This window comes from Pseudarthrobacter sp. SORGH_AS 212, from assembly GCF_030818145.1.
Lineage (GTDB): Bacteria > Actinomycetota > Actinomycetes > Actinomycetales > Micrococcaceae > Arthrobacter.
The window spans coordinates 3,528,175-3,547,177 of sequence record NZ_JAUTAA010000001.1 but is presented as its reverse complement, the minus strand read 5'-3'; the positions used below and the strand labels follow the sequence as shown (position 1 = coordinate 3,547,177).

The following is a 19,003-nucleotide window of genomic DNA, read 5'->3' as shown; positions in this document are numbered from 1 at the left end:
AACGCGCCCTACACAGTCAGGATACTTTGGTGTCGCCAGCTGGGCGGGGAGGAGGAACCCTACGCCCCGGGTTCGCGGTCCGGCCGCAGCAGGCGCGCGCCGCCGTCGTTCGCGTTGAGCAGTGCCTCCGCGCGGCGCCGGTGGCCGTTCCGGGTGTCCGGATCCATCGAGTCCAGCAGGGAAACTGCCATCCGCGACCGGGGGTTGCGCTCAATGACAGGGCGGTGGTCATCGATGAAGGTCCAGTACAGGGCATCCCAGTCGGGGATCCACTCCCCCGGCGGCAGATCGGACATTTTCCGCAGGTAGTTGCTGCCGGAGATGTATGGCTTCGTGGTGATTCCGGCACCTGACGCGAACTGGCTCATCGCGTAGACGTTGGGAACCATGACCCAGTCGTAGGCGTCCACATACATGGCCATGAACCATTCATAGACGTCATTCGGGCGGATGCGCAGGAGGGACATGGCGTTGCCCAGGATCATCAGCCGTTCGATGTGGTGGCTGTACCCGGTGGCTAGCACGCGGGAGATCACCATATCCACGGGGGCCAGCCCGGTGGTGGCGTCCCACCACCCTGCGCCAAGTCCGTTCCCGTGGTTGAGCAGGTTTGCGCTGCGCATTTGCCGGCCCCGGAGACGGTAGGTGGCCCGCATGTACTCCCGCCATCCGATCAGCTGCCGCACAAAACCCTCGAGGGAAGCCAGCGGCGTGTTTTGCCCGGCGCCGTCCAGAATTGCGTCCAGGACCTCGCGGGGGTCCAGCAGCCCGATGTTGAGTGCCGGCGTGAGCAGCCCGTGGTTGATGAAGGGATGCGCGGTGGAGATGGCGTCTTCGTAGGCACCAAATCCGGCAAGCCGGTCGCGGACAAACTCGTGCAGGTGCCGCCGGGCTTCCGCCGCGTCGGTGGGCCAGGCAAAGGAGGCAGGGTCTCCCGGGGCGTCCGGAAACTCCTCCGCTACCCATGCAACGGCGGCCTCTACGTCGCTTGATCCGATATCAGGGGTGGTTTCCCCTCCGCCGCCGTCTTCCATCAGTGCGTCAAGGTCGAACATCGATTGCCCGGCGTTGATTCCGCTGTTGAACCTGCTCACGGCGGCCGGAACGTACCCGCGGGGAAGCTTTTTCCTGTTCTCGGCGTCAAAGGACCACTTGCCGCCAGCGGGGCCGCCGCCGTCCACCAGGACGTTGAGCCGGCGGCGTTGCCACACGTAGAAGTCGTGCATCCGGGCAGGATTTCCGGCGAACCACTCATCGATCCGACGGCGGTCTGTGAGGAAATTGGGAGTCTCCAGGACGTCGCTGGCCTGCATGCGGTAGCCGCCGTCAGCGAGGCCGGCGAACAGGTCCTGCCCAAGCCAGTCGTCCACGACGTCGAACCAGGTCACCTGCCGCGGGCGGCTGCTGCGAATGAGTTGCCCCAGCTGGCTTCGCGACGTGTGGGAGGGGTGGCTGGCCAGAACGGCAACCTCATGGCCATGGCTGCGGAGCCGCCGTGCAAAGCGTGCCATCGATGCCCGGTGCAGGACCAGTTTGTGCGAGTGGAAGGCGTACTGACGGAACATGAGGTCGTGCTCGATCAGCACAAACGCCGTTCCGTCAGCCGGCAGTTCAAGCTGCTGCCCGAAGAGCTGATGCGGCAGGACGAGGCGCAGGTGCTGGCCGGATTGCATGCCCCAACGTTAGTTGGAATGCTTTCCGGACGTTGCCGAGCGGACACCGGCCCCGCTGTCGCAAACGGTAACCTCCACCTGCCCTGTCCACGGGTGGCGGGCCAGGCGAGCATATTCTGGGGTCAACCACCAGGCCCAAGCAAAGGAAGCCCATGCCAGATCAGAACCGTCCCCTGCGAAAGCTTGGTTTCCTCACCATCGGCCTCTTCGATCCGGCCAACCCGGCCGCCGGTCACGAATCCACGTTGCAGGTCATCGAGCTGGGTGAGCGGCTTGGTTTCGACAGCGCGTGGCTGCGGCACCGCCACCTGCAGTTTGGCATTTCCTCACCGGTGGCCGTCATGGCAGCGGCCAGCCAGCGTACGTCCCGGATCGAGCTTGGCACCGCTGTTACGCCGCTGGGCTGGGAGAATCCCCTGCGCCTGGCCGAGGACCTGGCCACCACGGACCTGCTGGCCGGCGGCCGGATCAATTCCGGCCTCAGCGTGGGCGAGCCGATGCGCTGGGACACGGTGAAGCATGAGCTTTACCCCGATTCCGCAGCGGTGGAGGACTTCAGCTACGCCCGTGTGGAGCGGTTTGCCCGGCTGGTTGCGGGCGAACCTGTCCGCGATTTCTCCGGCAAGCAGGGCGTGGTGGAGGAGTTTTCCAACCGCGTGGAACCGCATTCCCCGGGATTGCGGGATCGTCTCTGGTACGGCGCCGCCAGCCTGAAGTCGGCGGTCTGGGCAGGCGGGAACGGCTTCAACCTGCTCTCCAGCAGCGTGATTTTCCCTGACGCAGGCGATGAACCCGACTTCGCCCGGATCCAGCAGTCCCAGATCCGCGCCTACCGGGACGCGGCCGCCGCGTCAGGACAGCCGCAGGAACGGACCCGGGTATCGCAGGGGCTGGTGGTCATTCCCACCGATTCGGCCTCTGCGGCACAGCGGAAGAAGTACCAGCAGTACGTTGACGAACGCACGCCCCGCACGGCCGCCCCGCAGGGTCCGAAGAGGATGCTGTTCGCCAGGGACCTCATCGGCACGAGTGGGCAAATCGCGGAGCAGCTGTACGCGCACGTAGGTTTCCAGGAAGTTGACGAAGTGGCCTTCGCCTTGCCCTTCAGCTTTGAGCACGAGGACTACGTCCAGATCCTCACCGACATCGCCACCCGGCTGGGTCCGGCCCTTGGCTGGGCGCCGGCCGGAGCCTGACGAGCTTAGAAGGCGGTGCTGGGCAGGTCCTTCTCGCCGTCGGCAATGGCAGTAACAATCCGCGCTGCAACCAGGTCGGGATCCAGCGCCGCGCCGAATCGCGGCGCTGTCCCGGCGATCGGATGCTCAGACAGGGCGGTGCCGGTGTGGCCTGGGCGTGCGTCCACGATTCGGATGCCCGCCCGGCGATACTCACGGGCCGCTGCGACAACGAAGGCCGCGAGCCCGGCCTTCGACGCTGAGTAGGCCGCCAGGCCCGCGACGGGTGCCTCGGCGACAACGCCGCTCAGTGTGACAACGAAGGGTTCCCGGCCTTCACGTGCGGAGGCCGCGAGGTAGGGCTGGCTCTGGGTGATGAGGTGGATCGGACCAGTCGTGTTCACCGCGAAGAGTTCGTCCACAGTGGCGGCTTCAAGTTCTGATGCGGCGCCGAAGGCAACGACCCCTGATGCAACCACTAGCCCGTCGAGACGCCCGTACCGCGCATTCGTGTCATCCAGCACCGCCTGGATCGCGGAGGGCGTGCGCAGATCGTGCCCCATTGACTTTGACGACCGGGCGACGATGGCGCCGTTTCCCGCCAGCTGATCGGCGATGCGCGAACCGAGTCCGCCGCTGGCGCCGACTACCAGAACAACCGCTCCCTGAAGAGTCGTCATGGATAGATCCTAGGCCACGTGCTGCAGGTAACGAGCGCGCGTCGGTTCCCTGGGGCTGGACGGCTGCGGTACCGCGCAGGCAAAGAAGCAGGCTTCGCCCGCTCCTCCGGGATCAAGCGAGCCATCAGGAACGGGCCCATCTGCGGAAGCAGATGGGCCCGTCCCGAAATTCTCTGGGCTTAGACGTTGAAGCGGAACTCCACCACGTCGCCGTCGGACATGACGTACTCCTTGCCTTCGATGCGGACCTTGCCGCGGGACTTCGCCTCGGCCATGGAACCGGCCTCGACGAGGTCGGCGAAGGAGACCACTTCAGCCTTGATGAAGCCGCGCTGGAAGTCCGAGTGGATCACTCCTGCGGCCTGAGGGGCGGTGTCACCTTGGCGGATAGTCCAGGCGCGCGCTTCCTTGGGACCCGCCGTCAGGTAGGTCTGCAGCCCGAGGGTGTGGAAACCGACGCGGGCCAGCTGGTCCAGGCCGGACTCTTCCTGACCGTTCATCTCCAGCATTTCGCGGGCTTCTTCCTCGTCCAGCTCGACGAGGTCTGCTTCGAGCTTGGCGTCGAGGAAGATGCAGTCTGCGGGGGCTACGAGGGCCCGCAGTTCGTCCTGCTTTTCCTGGCTGCCCAGGATGGCCTCGTCCGCGTTGAAGACGTAGATGAACGGCTTGGCCGTCAGGAGCCCGAGCTCCTTGAGGTGCTCCATCTCAAGCTTGTCGCTCTTGACCGAGGAGAAAATAGTGTCGCCGCGCTCAAGGACGGTCTGGGCGGCCTTGATGGCAGCCAGTTCGGCGGCCTCCCGCTTCTTGATCTTGACCTCTTTTTCGATCCGGGGAATGGCCTTCTCGATGGTCTGCAGGTCTGCGAGGATCAGCTCGGTGTTGATGGTCTCCATGTCCGAGCGCGGATCAACTTTGCCGTCCACGTGGATGACATCGGGGTCGTCGAACACGCGCACCACCTGGGCGATGGCCTCCGCCTCGCGGATGTTCGCCAGGAACTGGTTGCCCAGCCCTTCGCCCTCCGAGGCACCCTTGACGATGCCGGCGATGTCCACGAAGGACACCGCGGCGGGCAGGACGCGCTGCGAGTTGAAGATCCCGGCAAGCTGCTGCAGCCGGGGATCCGGCAGGTTCACGACGCCGACGTTCGGTTCGATAGTGGCGAACGGATAGTTCGCCGCCAGGACCTGATTGCGGGTCAGCGCGTTGAAGAGGGTTGATTTGCCGACGTTGGGCAGTCCGACGATGCCAATAGTAAGAGCCACGAGTACTGATTCTACCCGCAGCGTCCCGTCCGGCCGTACCGGTGGATGTCACTCCCGTTGATTGTCAGTGCCCCGTGCAACAGTGAACCCATGGATGGATTTGCCTTGATTCTTGCCCTCTTCATGCTTCTGGCCGGCGCCCTCGCCGGTGCGGCCGCCACCTACTTTGTGCTGCGGAAGAACACCCACGGCGTGGAAGCTGACTTTGACGCTGTGTCCGCCCGGCTGTCGGAGGTAAGCGCGCAGTTTGCAGCGGCCGACGCCGAACGCCGGCTTTTGGCGGCACAGAACCGCGAGCTGGGTGAGGCCAGGTCCCAGGACGGCACCGTGCTGCGCGCCCTTGCCCCGGTGGCGGAGAAGCTCACGGCAGTCCAGCAGCAGGTGGCCCTGCTGGAACGGGACCGCGTGGAACAGTATGGCCAGCTTGCCCAGCAGCTCCAGGAAGCGCGCCTCTCGGATGAACAGCTGATGCGCTCCACGCATGCACTGGAATCGGCCCTGCGGTCCAACAGCGCAAGGGGCCAGTGGGGTGAAGTACAGCTGCGGCGGGTGGTCGAGGCCGCCGGCATGCTGCGCCACGTTGACTTCGTGGAGCAGGTGCACAGCGCCGGCGGCGACTCCGCAGTCCGTCCCGACCTTGTGGTTCAACTTCCCGGCGAGAAGATCCTGGTGGTGGACGCCAAGGTCCCGTTGTCCGCCTACCTTGAGGCACAGGAGATGGGCGCCTCCGCGGCACACTTTGCGCATCCCGCCGACGCGCGGCCGGCACCCCAGTCGGTCTCCGAACGCCGTTCACAGCAGGCGCTCCTGGCTGCCCACGCAAAGGCGCTCAGGGCCCACGTGGATGCGCTGGGCAACAAGAGGTACTGGGACATTCCGGGGAACTCCCCCGAACTGGTGGTCTGCTTCATCCCTGCCGAATCAATTCTTGCGGCTGCCCTTGAAGCCGATGCGTCGCTCCTGGACCACGCGCTGTCCAAGAGCGTTGTCCTGGCCTCTCCGGGGACCCTGCTAGCTGTGCTGAAGTCGGTGGCGTTCACGTGGCGGCAGGACGTCCTGACGGACAGTGCGCGGGAACTGTTCGACCTCGCCAGGCAGCTCTATGACCGGATGGGAACGCTGGGAGAGAACGTCACGAAGCTGGGGTCATCGCTGAAGACGTCCGTTGACCGCTACAACTCCCTGGTGGGAACGCTGGAGGCCCGGGTGCTGCCCACGGCCCGCAAGCTGAACAGCCTGGACGAAGCGGGCCTGGCCTCCCCCGCGCCGGTCGAGGTCACACCCCGCGCCCTTGCAGCCCCCGAGCTCCAACAGGACGGGGCCGCCGCGTAGGACGCCGGACGTCAGTCGCGCGGCCGGCGTCCGCCGAGGGCGCGGCTGACGTCGCCGGCCTGCTTCAGGGTTGCGCGGAGTTCCTTGGGCAGCGAAAACAGGAGGTCTTCCTCGGCGGTGACCACTTCTTCCACGCTTCCGTAGCCGTACTCAGCGAGCAGCCGGAGCACGTCCTGGACCAGCACCTCGGGAACGGAGGCCCCCGAGGTCACGCCGACGGTCGCCACGCCTTCAAACCATGCTTCGTCCACCTGGTTGGCGAAGTCGACGCGGTAGGACGCCTTGGCGCCGTATTCCAGTGCCACTTCCACCAGCCGCACGGAGTTCGAGGAGTTTGCGGACCCCACCACAATCACCAGGTCCGCCTGGGGAGAAATCTTCTTGATGGCCACCTGCCGGTTAGTGGTGGCGTAGCAGATGTCATCGCTGGGCGGGTCCTGCAGGGTGGGAAACCGCGCCTTCAGCAGCCGGACCGTTTCCATGGTTTCGTCGACGCTGAGGGTGGTCTGCGAGAGCCAAATAACCTTTTCCGGGTCACGGACTGTCACCTTGTCCACCTCGTGGGGGCCGTTGATGATCTGGATGTGGTCGGGCGCTTCGCCCGCGGTCCCTTCCACTTCCTCGTGCCCGTCGTGGCCGATCAGGAGGATGTCGAAATCGTCCTTGGCAAACCGGACGGCTTCCTTGTGCACCTTCGTCACCAGGGGGCACGTGGCGTCGATGGTGCGCAGTCCGCGTTGGCCGGCCGACTCGACGACGGCAGGTGACACTCCGTGCGCGGAGAAGATGACCAGCGCACCTTCGGGAACCTCGTCCGTCTCGTCAACGAACACAGCACCCTTCTCTTCGAGGGAGCTGACCACATGGACGTTGTGCACGATCTGCTTGCGGACGTAGACAGGGGGTCCGTAGTGCTCCAGGGCCTTTTCGACGGCGATCACGGCCCGGTCCACTCCCGCGCAGTAGCCTCGGGGGGCCGCGAGCAGTACCTTTTTGGCCCCGGTGACGGGCGCTGCAGCTGCTACTTCCTCGGGCGAGCGGCGCCTACGCGGGACGGTTGGCATCGAGAGGGAAACAGCTGTGGAGGTCATCTCTCCATGCTACCGGGTTGACCGGGGCCGCCTTCGCGATACGGCTCCGCCAGCGAGCGCCAGCACCAGCAGCACCCCGCCGGCCACGGCGGTGCCCAGTGTCCAGGCCCCAAAGTTGGATGCGGCAGCAGGCACGAACCCGTCACGGAACAGGTTGGCCACGTCATTGCCCGTGTCTGTTGCGAGGGCCCTGGCCGTTCCGGCATCCGTGGCCAGCTTCCACGCGCCGGCCATCAGGAGCGCACCAAGACCGGCAGCAGCCGCCACTGTCCAGCGGCGGCGGGCCGCCACCAGGGCGAGGAGGAAGGCGACACCTGAACCGATGGCCAGCAGGTACCCCATGGGCGCGTAGGTGGCGAGGCGTTCCACCCACTCCCGGTGTTCCGGCTGGCCGACGTTGATCAGCGTCTCCTGGGGCGCATCGAGGGGAATCCCGCTGGTCCTGGAAATTTCCTCCACCCCCAGGGCCACCAGCGGCGCGACGTCGAGCGTCAGGGATGATGCCTGCCCAGCGGCGCCGGCATCGCCGGCCGTGGAGGCGAAACTCAGGCGGTGGCTCTTGCGCAGTGTCTCGTCCCACGCCGCCGGGTAGCCGGGAAGGCCGGTCAGGGTTGTTGCGGCGTTCTCCAGGACCGGCTGCACGAGGTCGTTCAGGAATCCGGGAACGGCGCTGGCGTCGATGGTCCCGACGGCGGCCGTCGCCAGCTGCTGCCGGAATTCCGGGTCCTGCCCCATAGGCGCCGCAAGGCTCACGAACCCGTCTTCACCGACGATGTTGCGGTCCAGCCAGATGGCAGGAACCGCCACGGCGGCCAGCAGGACGCCCAGCACGGCAGCCAGGGCGGAAACGAAAGTGCGCACAGCAGGTCCTTCAGGTTGATGGCGGTAACCCCATCCTAGGCAGGTAACCTGACCGGGCTCTGTCAGTCCCGCGTGCTATTGCTTATGGATAAGGTTGAAGAACCGGTACCCGCAGCTTTTTCTGACTCAGCTTTTTCTGACGCAGTACTTTCTGACAGCCTGATTTTCACAGCCACCAAAGGACCCCATGCCCGCAGTTCCAGTCCCGCAGGGGCACCCGCATGTCTGAGCAGTCTCCCCTGCCGGACACCGCGCCGACCACCCTGCCGGCCACGGCCGCTGAAACCACGCCGGAGAACCCGTGGCCCCTGCAGTTGCTCTCGCAGAAGCTGAAAATCCACATCGACCGTACTCCGTCTGCCTGGGTGGAGGGCCAGGTTATCGAGATGAACCGCCGGGGAGGCAACGCCTACCTGACCCTGCGCGACGTCGATGCCGAGGTGTCGCTGCCGGCGTCTGTGTGGACCAAGGTCCTGGAACGCAAGAATCTTCCCTTGGAGCGCGGATCACGGGTGGTGGCCCTGCTCAAGCCAGAGTTTTGGTTGAAGACCGGCCGGTTGAACATGCAGGTCCGGGATATCCGCCCCGTAGGCCTGGGGGACTTGCTCGCTCGCATCGAACGGCTCCGGCAGGCCCTCGCAGCGGAGGGCCTGTTTGCTGATTCGAGGAAGAGACCCCTCCCCCTGCTGCCGCACCGCATCGGCCTCATTACCGGCCGGGACTCGGATGCCAAGAAAGATGTCGTGCGCAACGCCGCCCTGCGCTGGCCGGCCGTTGAATTTGAGATCCGCGAAGTGGCGGTCCAGGGCAACAGCGCCGTCTCGCAGGTGGTGCGCGCCCTCCGGGAACTGGACGGCCTCCCGGAAGTCGACGTCATTGTCATCGCCCGGGGCGGCGGGGCACTGGAGGACCTGCTGCCGTTCAACAGCGAAGAGCTGGTGCGGGCGGTGGCGGCGGCAACGACGCCCGTAGTCAGCGCCATCGGGCATGAAGCCGACCGGCCGCTGCTCGACGACGTCGCCGACCTTCGGGCGTCCACTCCCACGGATGCCGCCAAGCGGATCGTTCCGGAGGTCTCCGAGGAGCTGGCCGGTGTCCGGCAGGCCCGGGAACAGCTGCGCCGCTGCATCGAACGGCTGGTGGACCGGGAATCCGACCGGTTGGCCTCCCTCCATTCCCGTCCTGTCCTGGCGTCACCGGAGGGCCTGGTCACTGTCCGCAGCGAGGAAATCGAACGGCTGCTCCGGCGATCGTCCACGGCCGTGAACTCCACGGTGGTCCGTGCCGGTGACCGGCTGGAGCACCTAAGGACCCAGGTACGTGCCCTGTCCCCCCAGAAAACGCTGGACCGCGGGTACGCGGTGGTGGAGCTCGCCGGGGCACACACGGCGTCCCCAGGCTCCGGCCACGCAGTGGTGCGGCGTCCGGCCGATGCCCCCGCGGGGCAGCCACTGGCCATCCGCGTCGCCGAAGGCCGCTTCGGCGCCACGTCCACAGGCACCGGCAGTCCTGAAGACAATCCACCAGCACCTGACCAGCACCATCCGGATACGGGAGAAACAACATGACCGAGCAGACGTCGGAAACCGGCACCGCCGCACTGAGCTACGAGGAAGCACGCGAACAGCTCATCGCCGTCGTTGGCCGCCTTGAGGCAGGCGGCGCCAGCCTCGAGGAGTCCCTGGCCCTGTGGGAACGCGGCGAAGCCCTGGCGGCGCGCTGCGAGGAATGGCTGGAAGGCGCCCGCAAGCGGCTCGCCGCTGCCCGGGACCAGCCGCTGTAGGCTCCAAAGTCTCCCGTCGGAACGCCTAGGAACGGACCACCAGCTCGCGTTCCATGGCGACATCGAATTCTGCCTTAGGCCAATCCAGGTTCAACCCGGCCATCGCGCCCAGCAGCAGCTGCTGGACCGCTATCCGGGCGTACCACTTCTTGTTCGCCGGCACCACGTGCCACGGTGACTCGGGCGTGCTTGTCGCATCGATGGCCGCCTGGTAAGCCGCCATGTAGTCTTCCCAGAACGCCCGCTCGGTAAGGTCCCCGCTGTTGTACTTCCAGTGCTTTGAGGGGTCGTCCAGCCTTGCCAGCAGCCGGGATTTCTGCTCGTCCGCGCTGATGTGGAGCATGACCTTCACCACGGTGGTCCCCGAGTCCGTCAGCCGTGCTTCGAACTCGTTGATGGCGACGTAGCGGCGCTTGATTTCATCCGGGCTGGCCCAGCGGTGGACCCGGTGGATGAGCACGTCTTCGTAGTGCGAACGGTCAAAAACCCCCACCATGCCCACTGCCGGCACTTCCTTCTCGATGCGCCAGAGGAAATCGTAGGACTTCTCCTCAGCCGTGGGCGCCTTGAACGCCTTGAACTGGACACCCTGCGGGTCCATGGCCGCCATCACGTGGTTGACGATCCCGCCCTTGCCGGCAGTGTCCATGGCCTGGAGGATCAGCAGGACCCTCTTGCGGCTCCCAAAACGGGAGGCGGCGAACAGCTTTTCCTGAAGTTCGGTGAGCGTGCTGTCCATCCCGGCCAGAAGCGCCCGGCCGTCTTCCTTGGTTCCGGTGTAACCAGGGGTGGAATCGGGGTCGACGTCGGCGAGGACGAACCCCTTCCCCGCCCGAAGCGTCTCGGACGGATGCTCATCGAATGTCTCGGGGCCGGCCATGGGTTTCCTTTCGCGCTGTGCTCACGGGCGCTGAGCCCGTGAGCACAGGCTAGTTCCCCTGGTACCTGCTGAGGAAGTCCCCCATCCGGCCGACAGCTTCTTCGATGTCCTTGACGTTGGGCAGGGTGACCATCCGGAAGTGGTCCGGCCGCACCCAGTTGAAGGCGCGGCCATGCGATACCAGGATCTTCTGCTCACGCAGAAGGTCCAGGACAAACTTCTCGTCGTCGCGGATGTGATAGACCTCGGGGTCGAGCCGCGGGAACAGGTACAGGGCCCCCTTGGCCTGCTGGGTACTGACACCGGGAATGGCGTTGAGCATCTCATAGGCCTTGTTGCGCTGTTCAAGCAGCCGGCCGCCGGGAAGGATGAGGTCGTTGATGCTTTGATATCCGCCCAGGGCCGTCTGGATGGCGTGCTGGGCGGGAACATTGGCGCACAGGCGCATGTTGGCCAGGAGGCTGATGCCCTCGAGGTAGTCCGCGGCGTCCTTCTTGGGGCCGGAGATTGCCATCCACCCGGCCCGGTACCCGCACACCCGGTAGGCCTTGGACAGTCCGCTGAAGGTCAGGCAGAGCACGTCGTCGCCGGTCAGTCCGGCCATGTTCACGTGGACGGCATCCTCGTAGAGGATCTTTTCGTAGATTTCATCCGCGAAAAGCACCAGGCCGTGCTTTTCGGCCAGGGCAACGATCCGCATCAGCGTCTTTTCCGGGTAAACGGCGCCGGTGGGGTTGTTGGGGTTGATCACCACGATGCCCTTGGTGCGGGGCGTGATCTTCGCTTCCATGTCCTCAAGGTCGGGCTGCCAGCCGGATTCCTCGTCGCAGAGGTAGTGCACGGGCTTGCCGCCGGCCAGGGCCACGGACGCTGTCCACAGCGGGTAGTCCGGAGTGGGGATGAGGACTTCGTCGCCCGAATCCAGGAGGGCCATCAGCGACATGGTGATCAGTTCGCTGACGCCGTTTCCCAGGTAGATGTCATCCACGTGGATGTTCTGGATACCGCGGGTCTGGTAGTACTGCGAGACGGCGGTGCGCGCCGAGAAGATGCCACGGGAATCGCTGTAGCCCTGGGCGTGCGGGAGGTGGCGGATCATGTCGACCAGGATGGCGTCGGGGGCCTCGAAGCCGAACGGGGCGGGATTGCCGATGTTCAGCTTGAGGATGCGGTGGCCTTCCGCTTCCATTTGCTGGGCGGCCTGCAGGATGGGTCCACGGATGTCATAAAGGACGTTGTTGAGCTTCGTGGACTGCCTGAATTCTGCCATTCCTCAAATATGCCACAGGAAGGATGGACAGCCGCTGAGACCTCGCCCACATACGGACGACGGCGGCTGCCGGACTTTTGGAAGTCCGGCAGCCGCCGTCGCCATGGCGAAGCCTTCCCTGAGGGCGGGGGAACTACTTGACGATGCCCTTGTCCTTCAACCAGGCGGCCGCAGCGTCTTTGGCGTTCTGCTTCTGGCTGCCGCTGACTGCGCGGTTAAGGTTGATGAGGTCATCGGTGGTCAGGATGCGGGAAACCGAGTTCAACGCTTCCTTGGCCTTGTCCGTCATGTTTTTTTCGTTGTACAGCGGTACCACCTGCTGGGCAATGAAGTTGTTCTTCGGATCCTCCAGCACCACCAGGTCGTTGTCCGCGATGGACGGCGTGGTGGTGTAGATGTCCGCAACCTGGACCTGGTCTTCGAGGAGCGCCTTCAGGGTCACGGGACCACCGCCGTCGCTGAAGGGTTCCAGCTTCTTGGGCTCGCAGTTGTAATTCTTCTTGAGCCCGGGCAGTCCGTACGCGCGTTCGGCGAACGTTGCAGGGGCACCCACCACAATCTCGCTGCAGACCTTGGCGAGGTCCTCGATGGACTTTAGCTGGTACTTCTCGGCGGTGGCCTTGGTGACCACCATGGCGTCCTTGTCCTCAGCCTTGGACGCATCGGCTACGGCGAGGCCGTCGGCCAGCTTGTCCGGCAGGGCTTTGTAGATGTCGTCGGCGGAAACCTCCGTGGCTGCCTTGTCCACATACAGCAGCAGGTTGCCGGTGTAGTCCGGAACCACGTCAACGGAACCGTCCTGGACGGCCTTGAAGTAGACCTCGCGCGAACCGATGTTGGGCTTGGTGGTGGCGGTGACGCCGGCCGCGTTCAGCGCACCGGCATACAGCTCCGCAATGATCTGGCTCTCGGGGAAGTCGGCCGAGCCCACCGTCAGGGACGTTGCGCCACCGGAGGAACCGGCGTTGCTGGACGGGGCGTTGCTGAGCGGATCAGATGAGCCGCCGCAGGCAGACAGCGCAACGGCAAGGCCAAGCCCTGCCGCGAGGCCGCCGAAGCTCCTCCGGCCCAGGCCGAGTGGACGGTTTTCTTTCATGACTTACCTCCTTGTAGGACAGTCTCCGCAGGGACGGGGTCTGTACGATCTGCCGCGGCCTGCTGGCTGCGGCGTGGCTTGTGCGGGGCCCCGCGTGTGAGGAAGAGCCTCTGGAACAGGGCGAGGACAAGGTCGACGGCGATGGCGAGCCCAGCGATGAGCAACGAGCCTCCCAGCATCTGGGGGAAGTCGCTGAGGACCAGTCCGTCGAAGAGGTACCGTCCCAGGCCGCCCAGGTTGATGTAGGCCACCACGGAGACGGTGGCCACCACCTGGAGCACGCCCGTGCGGAACCCTCCGAACATGACGGTCAGGGCATTGGGCAGCTCCGCCCGGAACAGGACCTGCAGTTCCGTCATGCCCATGGCGCGGGCGGCGTCCACGACGTTGCGGTCCACGCTGGAGATTCCGGCATAGGTTCCGGCCAGGAGTGGCGGAACGGTGAGGATTACCAGCGCCCAGACGGGCGGCATGAGGCCGATGCCGGCCAGCAGGACGAAGAGCGTCAGGAGGCCCAGCGTGGGCAGCGCCCGCAGGGCGCCTGCCAGGGCCACCACCGCCACCCGCCCTTTTCCGGTGTGGCCCACGAACAGGCCGACGGGGACAGCAATCGCTGTGGCGATCAGCATCACCAGGCCTGTGTATTGCAGGTGCTCGGCCAGCCGGACGGGGATCCCCATGCTTCCGGACCAGTGCAGGGGGTCGGCGAGCCAGGCGAAGGTATCTGTGAAGACGTTGCTCATGCGTTGCCCCCTCCGGCCTGCGGCTGGGAAAGGCGCCGGGCGGCATCGGCCGGTTCACCGGCAGCATCCGTGCCCGGCCGGGTGTGTTTTCCGGCCCGTTCCCAGGGCGTGAGGATTCTTTCGAGGAGAACCAGGACGGCATCCATCAGCAGCGCCAGCACCAGGATGGCGACGATGCCTACCACGATTTCGGTGACGAAGTCCCGTTGCAGGCCGGAGGTGAAAAGCATGCCCAGGTTACCGATGCCCAGGAGCGCAGCAACGCTGACCAAGGAGATGTTGCTGACGGACACCACCCGCAATCCCGCAAACATGACGGGCAGGGACAGCGGCAGGTCAACCTGCAGGAACCTCGCGAGTGGCCGGTATCCCATGGCGACGGCGGCCTGGCTCACTTCCTGGTCCACGGAGTCGAATGCGTCCAGCGCGGCCCGCACGAGCAGTGCCACCGCGTAGATGGTCAGGGCCACCACCACGTTCAGGGGGTCCAGGACGCGGGTGCCCAGGATGGTGGGCAGGATGATGAAGAGTGCCAGCGACGGGATGGTGTAGAGCAGGGAGCTCGACGTCAGCACCACGGACCGCAGTGCGGCGTTCCTGCGTGCGAGCTGCGCCAGCGGGATGGACAGCATCAGACCCAGCACCATGGGGACGAGGGCGAGGACCAGGTGTTGCCCGGCCCTTTCGAAGACCATGCCGCTGTTCGACAGGAACCATTCCATCAGAGCGCTGCCTGCCTGACCTGGCGGGCCTCTTCGATCAGGGCCAGGACTTCACCGCCCCGGACGGCACCGAGCACCTTGCCGGAGGCGTCAACGGCTACGCCCAGGCCGGAAGGCGAGGACAGGGCCGAGTCCAGGGCACGGCGCAGGCTTTCTTCCGGCCGGAACAGCGACCCGCCGGGAATGAGGCCGGTGTCTGTGCCGGGGGCCGCCCAACCCAGAGGGCGCATGTCCGCATCCACCACCAGCTGCCAGCCGCCTGCGGCACCGGGATCGGACTCGGTGCCGGCCGCCCCCCGGATGATCGTGGGCACCGGATGGATGGCGACGCCGTCGGACGGGGTGAACCCGAGGTGGCGGAACCCGCGGTCCCTGCCCACGAAGGACGCGACGAAGTCATTGGCCGGTGCGCGGAGGATCTCTTCCGGCGTGGCGTACTGCGCCAGTTTCCCGCCGACAGCGAAAACGGCAACCATATCGCCCAGCACTGTGGCCTCGTCGATGTCGTGGGTGACGAAGACGATGGTCTTGGCCAGGTCCTTCTGGAGGCGGAGGAGCTCCTGCTGCAGCTCTTCCCGGACCACGGGGTCCACGGCGCTGAACGGCTCGTCCATGAGCAGGACCGGCGGGTCGGCCGCCAGGGCGCGCGCCACCCCCACGCGCTGCTGCTGGCCGCCGGACAGCTGGGCGGGGTACCTCTTCCCGAGGGACCGGGCAAGGCCCACGACGTCCAGAAGTTCTTCAGCGCGCTTGCGGGCGTCGGCTTTCGAGACGCCGTTCAGCCGCGGAACGGTGGCAATGTTGTCCAGCACCGAACGGTGCGGCAACAACCCCGCGGACTGCATCACGTAGCCCATGGAACGCCGCAGTTCGGCGGCGGGCGCCGAGGTCACGTCTTTGCCGTCCACCGTGATCACTCCGGAGCTGGGCTCCACCATCCGGTTGATCATGCGCAGCGACGTGGTTTTTCCGCAGCCGGATGGCCCCACGAAGACCGTGATGGAGCCTTTGCGGATGGACATGGTCAAGCCGTCCACGGCAGGCTGTCCGCCCTGGTACTTCTTGGTCACGTTCTGGAATTCGATCATCGATGTGTCCATGGTGCGGACTTACCTGTTCTGCTCGGATGCCACTGAAAGCGACGTGACATGTTCATCAGCACGCTGATAGTTACGGTAGCCCAAGCCGGCCCGGCGCACAGCAGTTTGCGGCACGGATCCGGACAAAGGAATCCCTACTGTGACCATTCGCAGCCGGACGCGGTTCGGATGGGACACCGCTGCCGCACGGCAACACGCCACGGCCCTAAAGTGGGAGGGTGACCAACTTGGAAGTATCGCCGCAGCAGGAAGTCTGTCCCCCGGCCGCCGCAGAGGGTCCGTCCGGCCCGTGCCTGCAGCTGTGGCCTGAGCGGGAAGTGCCGCTCGGCGGGGTGCGCGCCATGAACGTCCGGCGGACCCTCCCGCAGCGCGGCCTGCCGACCATCGGTGCCTGGTGCTTCCTGGACAGCTTCGGCCCGGACCGGACGGCCATGTCGGTCCTGCCGCACCCGCACATCGGGCTGCAGACGGTGACCTGGCCGCTGGCGGGGAACATCCGGCACCGCGACAGCGTGGGCAGCGACGTGGTGGTCCGGCCCGGTGAACTGAACATCATGACGGCGGGCCACGGCGTTTCCCACTCGGAGTTCGCGGTCCTGCCGCAGGACGGCGTCCTGCCTGTACAGCGCGGCCTCCAGTTGTGGGTTGCGCTTCCTGACGCGGACCGGCACTGCGCGCCGGCGTTTGAACAGCACCGGGAGTTGCCGCGGGCCACCGGCGCCGGTTTCACCGCGACCGTCATGGTGGGAACATTCGACGGCGTGTCCTCGCCTGCCACGATGTTCTCACCCATCGTTGGGGCTGACGTCTCCTGCGGCGGCGATGCCGTCCTGCCGCTGGAGCCGGAGTTTGAACACGGCATCCTGGTGCTCGACGGCGGGCTGCGCCTGGACGGGCAGGAGCTTCCGCCGGGGCCGCTGGGCTACTTGGGTACGGGCCGAAAGGAGCTTCGGCTGCAGGCAGATCCCGGTACCCGGTTCCTGCTCATCGGCGGGGAGCCATTCCGGGAGGAACTGCTGATGTGGTGGAAACTTCGTGGGCCGCACCCATGATGAAGTGGAACAGGCACGCGGGGACTGGGAAGCGCAAGCAGGCCTGGCCGGTGACCACGCGGCAGCCGCACGCTACGGGTTGGTTCCCGGCCACGGTCCGGACGCCGGCGCTGAAGCCGGCCGGATACCGGCTCCGCCGCTTCCAGGCGTCCGGCTGACGCCGCGCAAGCGGACCGCCCGGGACTGATGCCGGGCGGCCGTGGCCGTCAGGCGGGCTCGGCCACCAGCTGGAGCACCCCGAAAACAGGTTCCTGGTCCAGCACCCTGACGTCGGCCGCGCCCCCTTCAGCGAGGTGGCGCCGGAACGCCTCCTGGAGGGGTACCACGTTCATGCCCAGGCCGCTGCCGAGGATAACGGGACCGTTGATTCCCAGCTGGCGAAGGACCTGGAGGGCCAGGCCTGCAAGGTCCTTGCCGGCCTGGTCCAGCATGTCCCGGCTTTCCTGGTGCCCCCGGGCGGCTGCCTCCACCACATGCCGTGCCTGCTGGGCCCAAAACCTGCGGCCGGTGTCCGGTGAGTGGAACATGGCAATGAGCCGGTTGGGGTGGTCCACTCCGCATGACTCCAGCAGCGCTGCAGTGAGCGCATCGACAGCCAGTCCCTGGTCCATCCGGCGGAGGCTGTGGCGGACCGCCTCCCGGCCCAGCCAGTATCCGCTGCCTTCGTCGCCGAGCAGGTAACCCCACCCTCCGGCCCGGGCTTCGGCGCCGTCGGCGTTCTTCCCCCACGCTGCCGAGCCGGTGCCGGCGATAACCGCCACTCCGGTTCGGGCCCGTCCGGCTGCCAGCAGCAGGCGGGAATCGTGCACCACCGTGACTACGGCGCCGGGAACGTGCGGCCTGATCAGGGCGGCCAGGGCTTCGGCGTCCTCGGCGGTATCGATGCCGCCGGAGCCGGCGTAGACGCGGGACACCGGCCCCTTACCGATCCGGGCAAACAGCTCAGCAATGTTGCGTGCGGCCTCGTCGCGGCTGACGTTCTGGACGTTGGAGCTTCCCACGGATTCGTCAGCCGCCGGCGTCCCGTCTTCGAACCGGATTCCGCGGGTCTTGGTGCCGCCGATGTCGAGGCCGATAATGATGCCGGCCAGCGGGCCGGCGCCGGGCACTCCGGACTTCTGGGCGGGAACGGCAGGGGTTTGTTCGCTGTTTTGCACGTCACAAGACTACTGTCCGGAACGGGCAGCGAGGCAGCTGCGGCATGCCGGGAATGTCACTGCCGATGCTCTCAGTGTTCGGTGTGGTGCCTTACCAGGCCGGCCAGCAGCCGGGGACCCTCGGTCACCACCATCTCCCGGAACAGGCGCACGGACGCAGGTTCGGCGTCGGCCTTGGCCCGGCGCCAGGACAGGCCCACTTCGCGAACGGCGAGCGCCGAACCCAGCGGTACTTCCACCCACCCGAGGTTGCCGGTTTCCGGGCTCACGGTGCGGCCGGGCGCGTCACCGCCTGGAGGCAGGATGCTGACGCCGAGTCCGGCCGAGACGAGCCCGCGGACCGTGTGGGAGTCCTGGCTTTCGAATGCTATCCGGGGCCGGTAGCCGGCCTCTTTGAACAGCGCGTCAGTCAGGGACCGCAGCCCGTATCCGGAGCCGAGGGCCACGAATGGTTCCGTCATGATGTCGGCAAGCTCCGCCGTCGGCCTGCCCGCGAGGCGGTGGGTATGGTGCACCACCAGGCGCAGCGGCTCCCGGTAGAGCGGCGCCGATTCCAGGTGGCGGCCGGCAGGTGCTGCCGGGGCGGTGAGGGCGAGGTCGGACTCACCGGATGCCAGTTCTTCGAGGCATGCGTTCCGGGCGCCCTGGCTCAGCGTAAAGGCCGCTCCCGGGTGCCTGCTGCGGAAGGCGCTGATGAGCAGGGGCAGTGTCCCCTCGCCGAACGTGTGCTGGAACGACACCGCGATCCTGCCCCTGGCCACATCCGATTCGTTGCGCACCACGTCCAGCCCCGTCCGGAATTCTTCCAGGGCGTTCTCGATGTAGGGCAGGAGGGTCCGGGCGGCGGGGGTCAGGCGGACTCCCCTTCCGTCGCGGACCAGGAGTTCGGTTCCGACGACGGCGCTTGCCCGGGCGATGGCCCGGCTCACCGTGGACTGGGGTACTCCCAGGACTTCCGCCGTCCCGGTGATGTGCTCCGTGCGGCCCAGCTCGGACAGTACGGGGAGAAGCGGAAGCAGCTGCACCAGTTGTTTCCGGTCCGGTTCCATCAGCCCTGCCCTCTCAAACTCATCCAATGTTGCTATGAGTCTTACATGAATAATGCATTGGAAGCATCTATTAG

The 19,003-nt window shown here is 66.3% G+C and carries 17 protein-coding genes and 1 pseudogene; 5 read left to right on the top strand and 13 right to left on the bottom strand.

The features are described 5' to 3' along the window. Window positions 1-59 precede the first annotated feature (59 nt). Entirely contained in the window at window positions 60-1,673 is a 1,614-nt protein-coding gene (locus QE394_RS16285) for a cryptochrome/photolyase family protein (RefSeq protein ID WP_349035077.1), read from the bottom strand. 152 nt (window positions 1,674-1,825) lie between these two features. Here QE394_RS16285 and QE394_RS16280 point away from each other — a divergent pair, with 152 nt between their 5' ends. Beyond that, a complete protein-coding gene (locus QE394_RS16280; protein ID WP_349035076.1) occupies window positions 1,826-2,869 on the top strand; it encodes an LLM class flavin-dependent oxidoreductase in 1,044 nt (347 codons plus the stop codon). Between the two features lie 5 nt (window positions 2,870-2,874). On the opposite strand, the gene QE394_RS16275 is transcribed toward QE394_RS16280, so the two are convergent. Together QE394_RS16275 and ychF are read right to left on the bottom strand one after the other, a co-directional pair. Further along, window positions 2,875-3,528: an SDR family NAD(P)-dependent oxidoreductase gene (locus QE394_RS16275; RefSeq protein ID WP_349035075.1), complete on the bottom strand. Its 654-nt coding sequence runs from the start codon at window positions 3,526-3,528 to the stop codon at window positions 2,875-2,877. 179 nt (window positions 3,529-3,707) lie between these two features. After that, window positions 3,708-4,793, bottom strand: coding sequence for a redox-regulated ATPase YchF (gene ychF, locus QE394_RS16270; RefSeq protein ID WP_056076350.1), 1,086 nt, complete (start codon window positions 4,791-4,793; stop codon window positions 3,708-3,710). A 90-nt stretch (window positions 4,794-4,883) separates the two neighbouring features. On the opposite strand from ychF, the gene QE394_RS16265 reads away from it, so the two are divergent. Beyond that, the gene (locus QE394_RS16265; protein WP_349035074.1) at window positions 4,884-6,125 is read left to right on the top strand and encodes a DNA recombination protein RmuC; all 1,242 of its coding nucleotides are present in this window, start codon (window positions 4,884-4,886) and stop codon (window positions 6,123-6,125) included. Window positions 6,126-6,136: 11 nt separating this feature from the next. Here QE394_RS16265 and QE394_RS16260 read toward each other — a convergent pair whose 3' ends face one another. Together QE394_RS16260 and QE394_RS16255 are read right to left on the bottom strand one after the other, a co-directional pair. Next, entirely contained in the window at window positions 6,137-7,216 is a 1,080-nt protein-coding gene (locus tag QE394_RS16260) for a 4-hydroxy-3-methylbut-2-enyl diphosphate reductase (RefSeq protein WP_056075073.1), read from the bottom strand. Between the two features lie 9 nt (window positions 7,217-7,225). Beyond that, entirely contained in the window at window positions 7,226-8,077 is an 852-nt protein-coding gene (locus QE394_RS16255) for a hypothetical protein (RefSeq protein ID WP_349035073.1), read from the bottom strand. A gap of 221 nt (window positions 8,078-8,298) precedes the next feature. Here QE394_RS16255 and xseA point away from each other — a divergent pair, with 221 nt between their 5' ends. Next, the gene (gene xseA / locus QE394_RS16250; RefSeq protein ID WP_349035072.1) at window positions 8,299-9,645 is read left to right on the top strand and encodes an exodeoxyribonuclease VII large subunit; all 1,347 of its coding nucleotides are present in this window, start codon (window positions 8,299-8,301) and stop codon (window positions 9,643-9,645) included. Next, window positions 9,642-9,860, top strand: coding sequence for an exodeoxyribonuclease VII small subunit (locus QE394_RS16245; RefSeq protein WP_056075081.1), 219 nt, complete (start codon window positions 9,642-9,644; stop codon window positions 9,858-9,860). Before xseA ends, QE394_RS16245 begins: the two co-directional genes overlap by 4 nt. Before the next feature lie 25 nt (window positions 9,861-9,885). Here the strand turns inward: QE394_RS16245 and QE394_RS16240 are convergent, their stop codons facing one another. The 6 genes from QE394_RS16240 to QE394_RS16215 all read right to left on the bottom strand — a co-directional run bounded on the left by QE394_RS16240 (window position 9,886) and on the right by QE394_RS16215 (window position 15,671). Further along, the gene (locus QE394_RS16240; RefSeq protein WP_056075084.1) at window positions 9,886-10,740 is read right to left on the bottom strand and encodes a polyphosphate kinase 2 family protein; all 855 of its coding nucleotides are present in this window, start codon (window positions 10,738-10,740) and stop codon (window positions 9,886-9,888) included. Between the two features lie 49 nt (window positions 10,741-10,789). Continuing rightward, entirely contained in the window at window positions 10,790-12,010 is a 1,221-nt protein-coding gene (locus tag QE394_RS16235; RefSeq protein ID WP_349035071.1) for a pyridoxal phosphate-dependent aminotransferase, read from the bottom strand. Window positions 12,011-12,143: 133 nt separating this feature from the next. After that, window positions 12,144-13,106 carry an ABC transporter substrate-binding protein gene (locus QE394_RS16230; RefSeq protein WP_056075089.1) on the bottom strand — a complete coding sequence of 321 codons (963 nt, stop codon included), beginning with the start codon at window positions 13,104-13,106 and terminating at the stop codon, window positions 12,144-12,146. After that, a complete protein-coding gene (locus QE394_RS16225; protein ID WP_056075092.1) occupies window positions 13,103-13,849 on the bottom strand; it encodes an ABC transporter permease in 747 nt (248 codons plus the stop codon). The genes QE394_RS16230 and QE394_RS16225 overlap by 4 nt, the downstream gene beginning before the upstream one ends. After that, entirely contained in the window at window positions 13,846-14,571 is a 726-nt protein-coding gene (locus tag QE394_RS16220; RefSeq protein ID WP_349035070.1) for an ABC transporter permease, read from the bottom strand. The genes QE394_RS16225 and QE394_RS16220 overlap by 4 nt, the downstream gene beginning before the upstream one ends. Then, window positions 14,571-15,671 (bottom strand): ATP-binding cassette domain-containing protein, encoded by a 1,101-nt coding sequence (locus QE394_RS16215; RefSeq protein ID WP_349035069.1) that lies wholly within the window; start codon window positions 15,669-15,671, stop codon window positions 14,571-14,573. Before QE394_RS16215 ends, QE394_RS16220 begins: the two co-directional genes overlap by 1 nt. A gap of 218 nt (window positions 15,672-15,889) precedes the next feature. Between QE394_RS16215 and QE394_RS16210 the strand changes: the two are divergent. After that, window positions 15,890-16,910: pseudogene (locus tag QE394_RS16210) on the top strand (pirin family protein). Window positions 16,911-16,929: 19 nt separating this feature from the next. On the opposite strand, the gene QE394_RS16205 reads toward QE394_RS16210, so the two are convergent. Then, window positions 16,930-17,880 carry a BadF/BadG/BcrA/BcrD ATPase family protein gene (locus QE394_RS16205; protein ID WP_349035068.1) on the bottom strand — a complete coding sequence of 317 codons (951 nt, stop codon included), beginning with the start codon at window positions 17,878-17,880 and terminating at the stop codon, window positions 16,930-16,932. Between the two features lie 71 nt (window positions 17,881-17,951). Continuing rightward, a complete protein-coding gene (locus QE394_RS16200; protein ID WP_349035422.1) occupies window positions 17,952-18,929 on the bottom strand; it encodes a LysR family transcriptional regulator in 978 nt (325 codons plus the stop codon). Window positions 18,930-19,003: the final 74 nt, after the last annotated feature.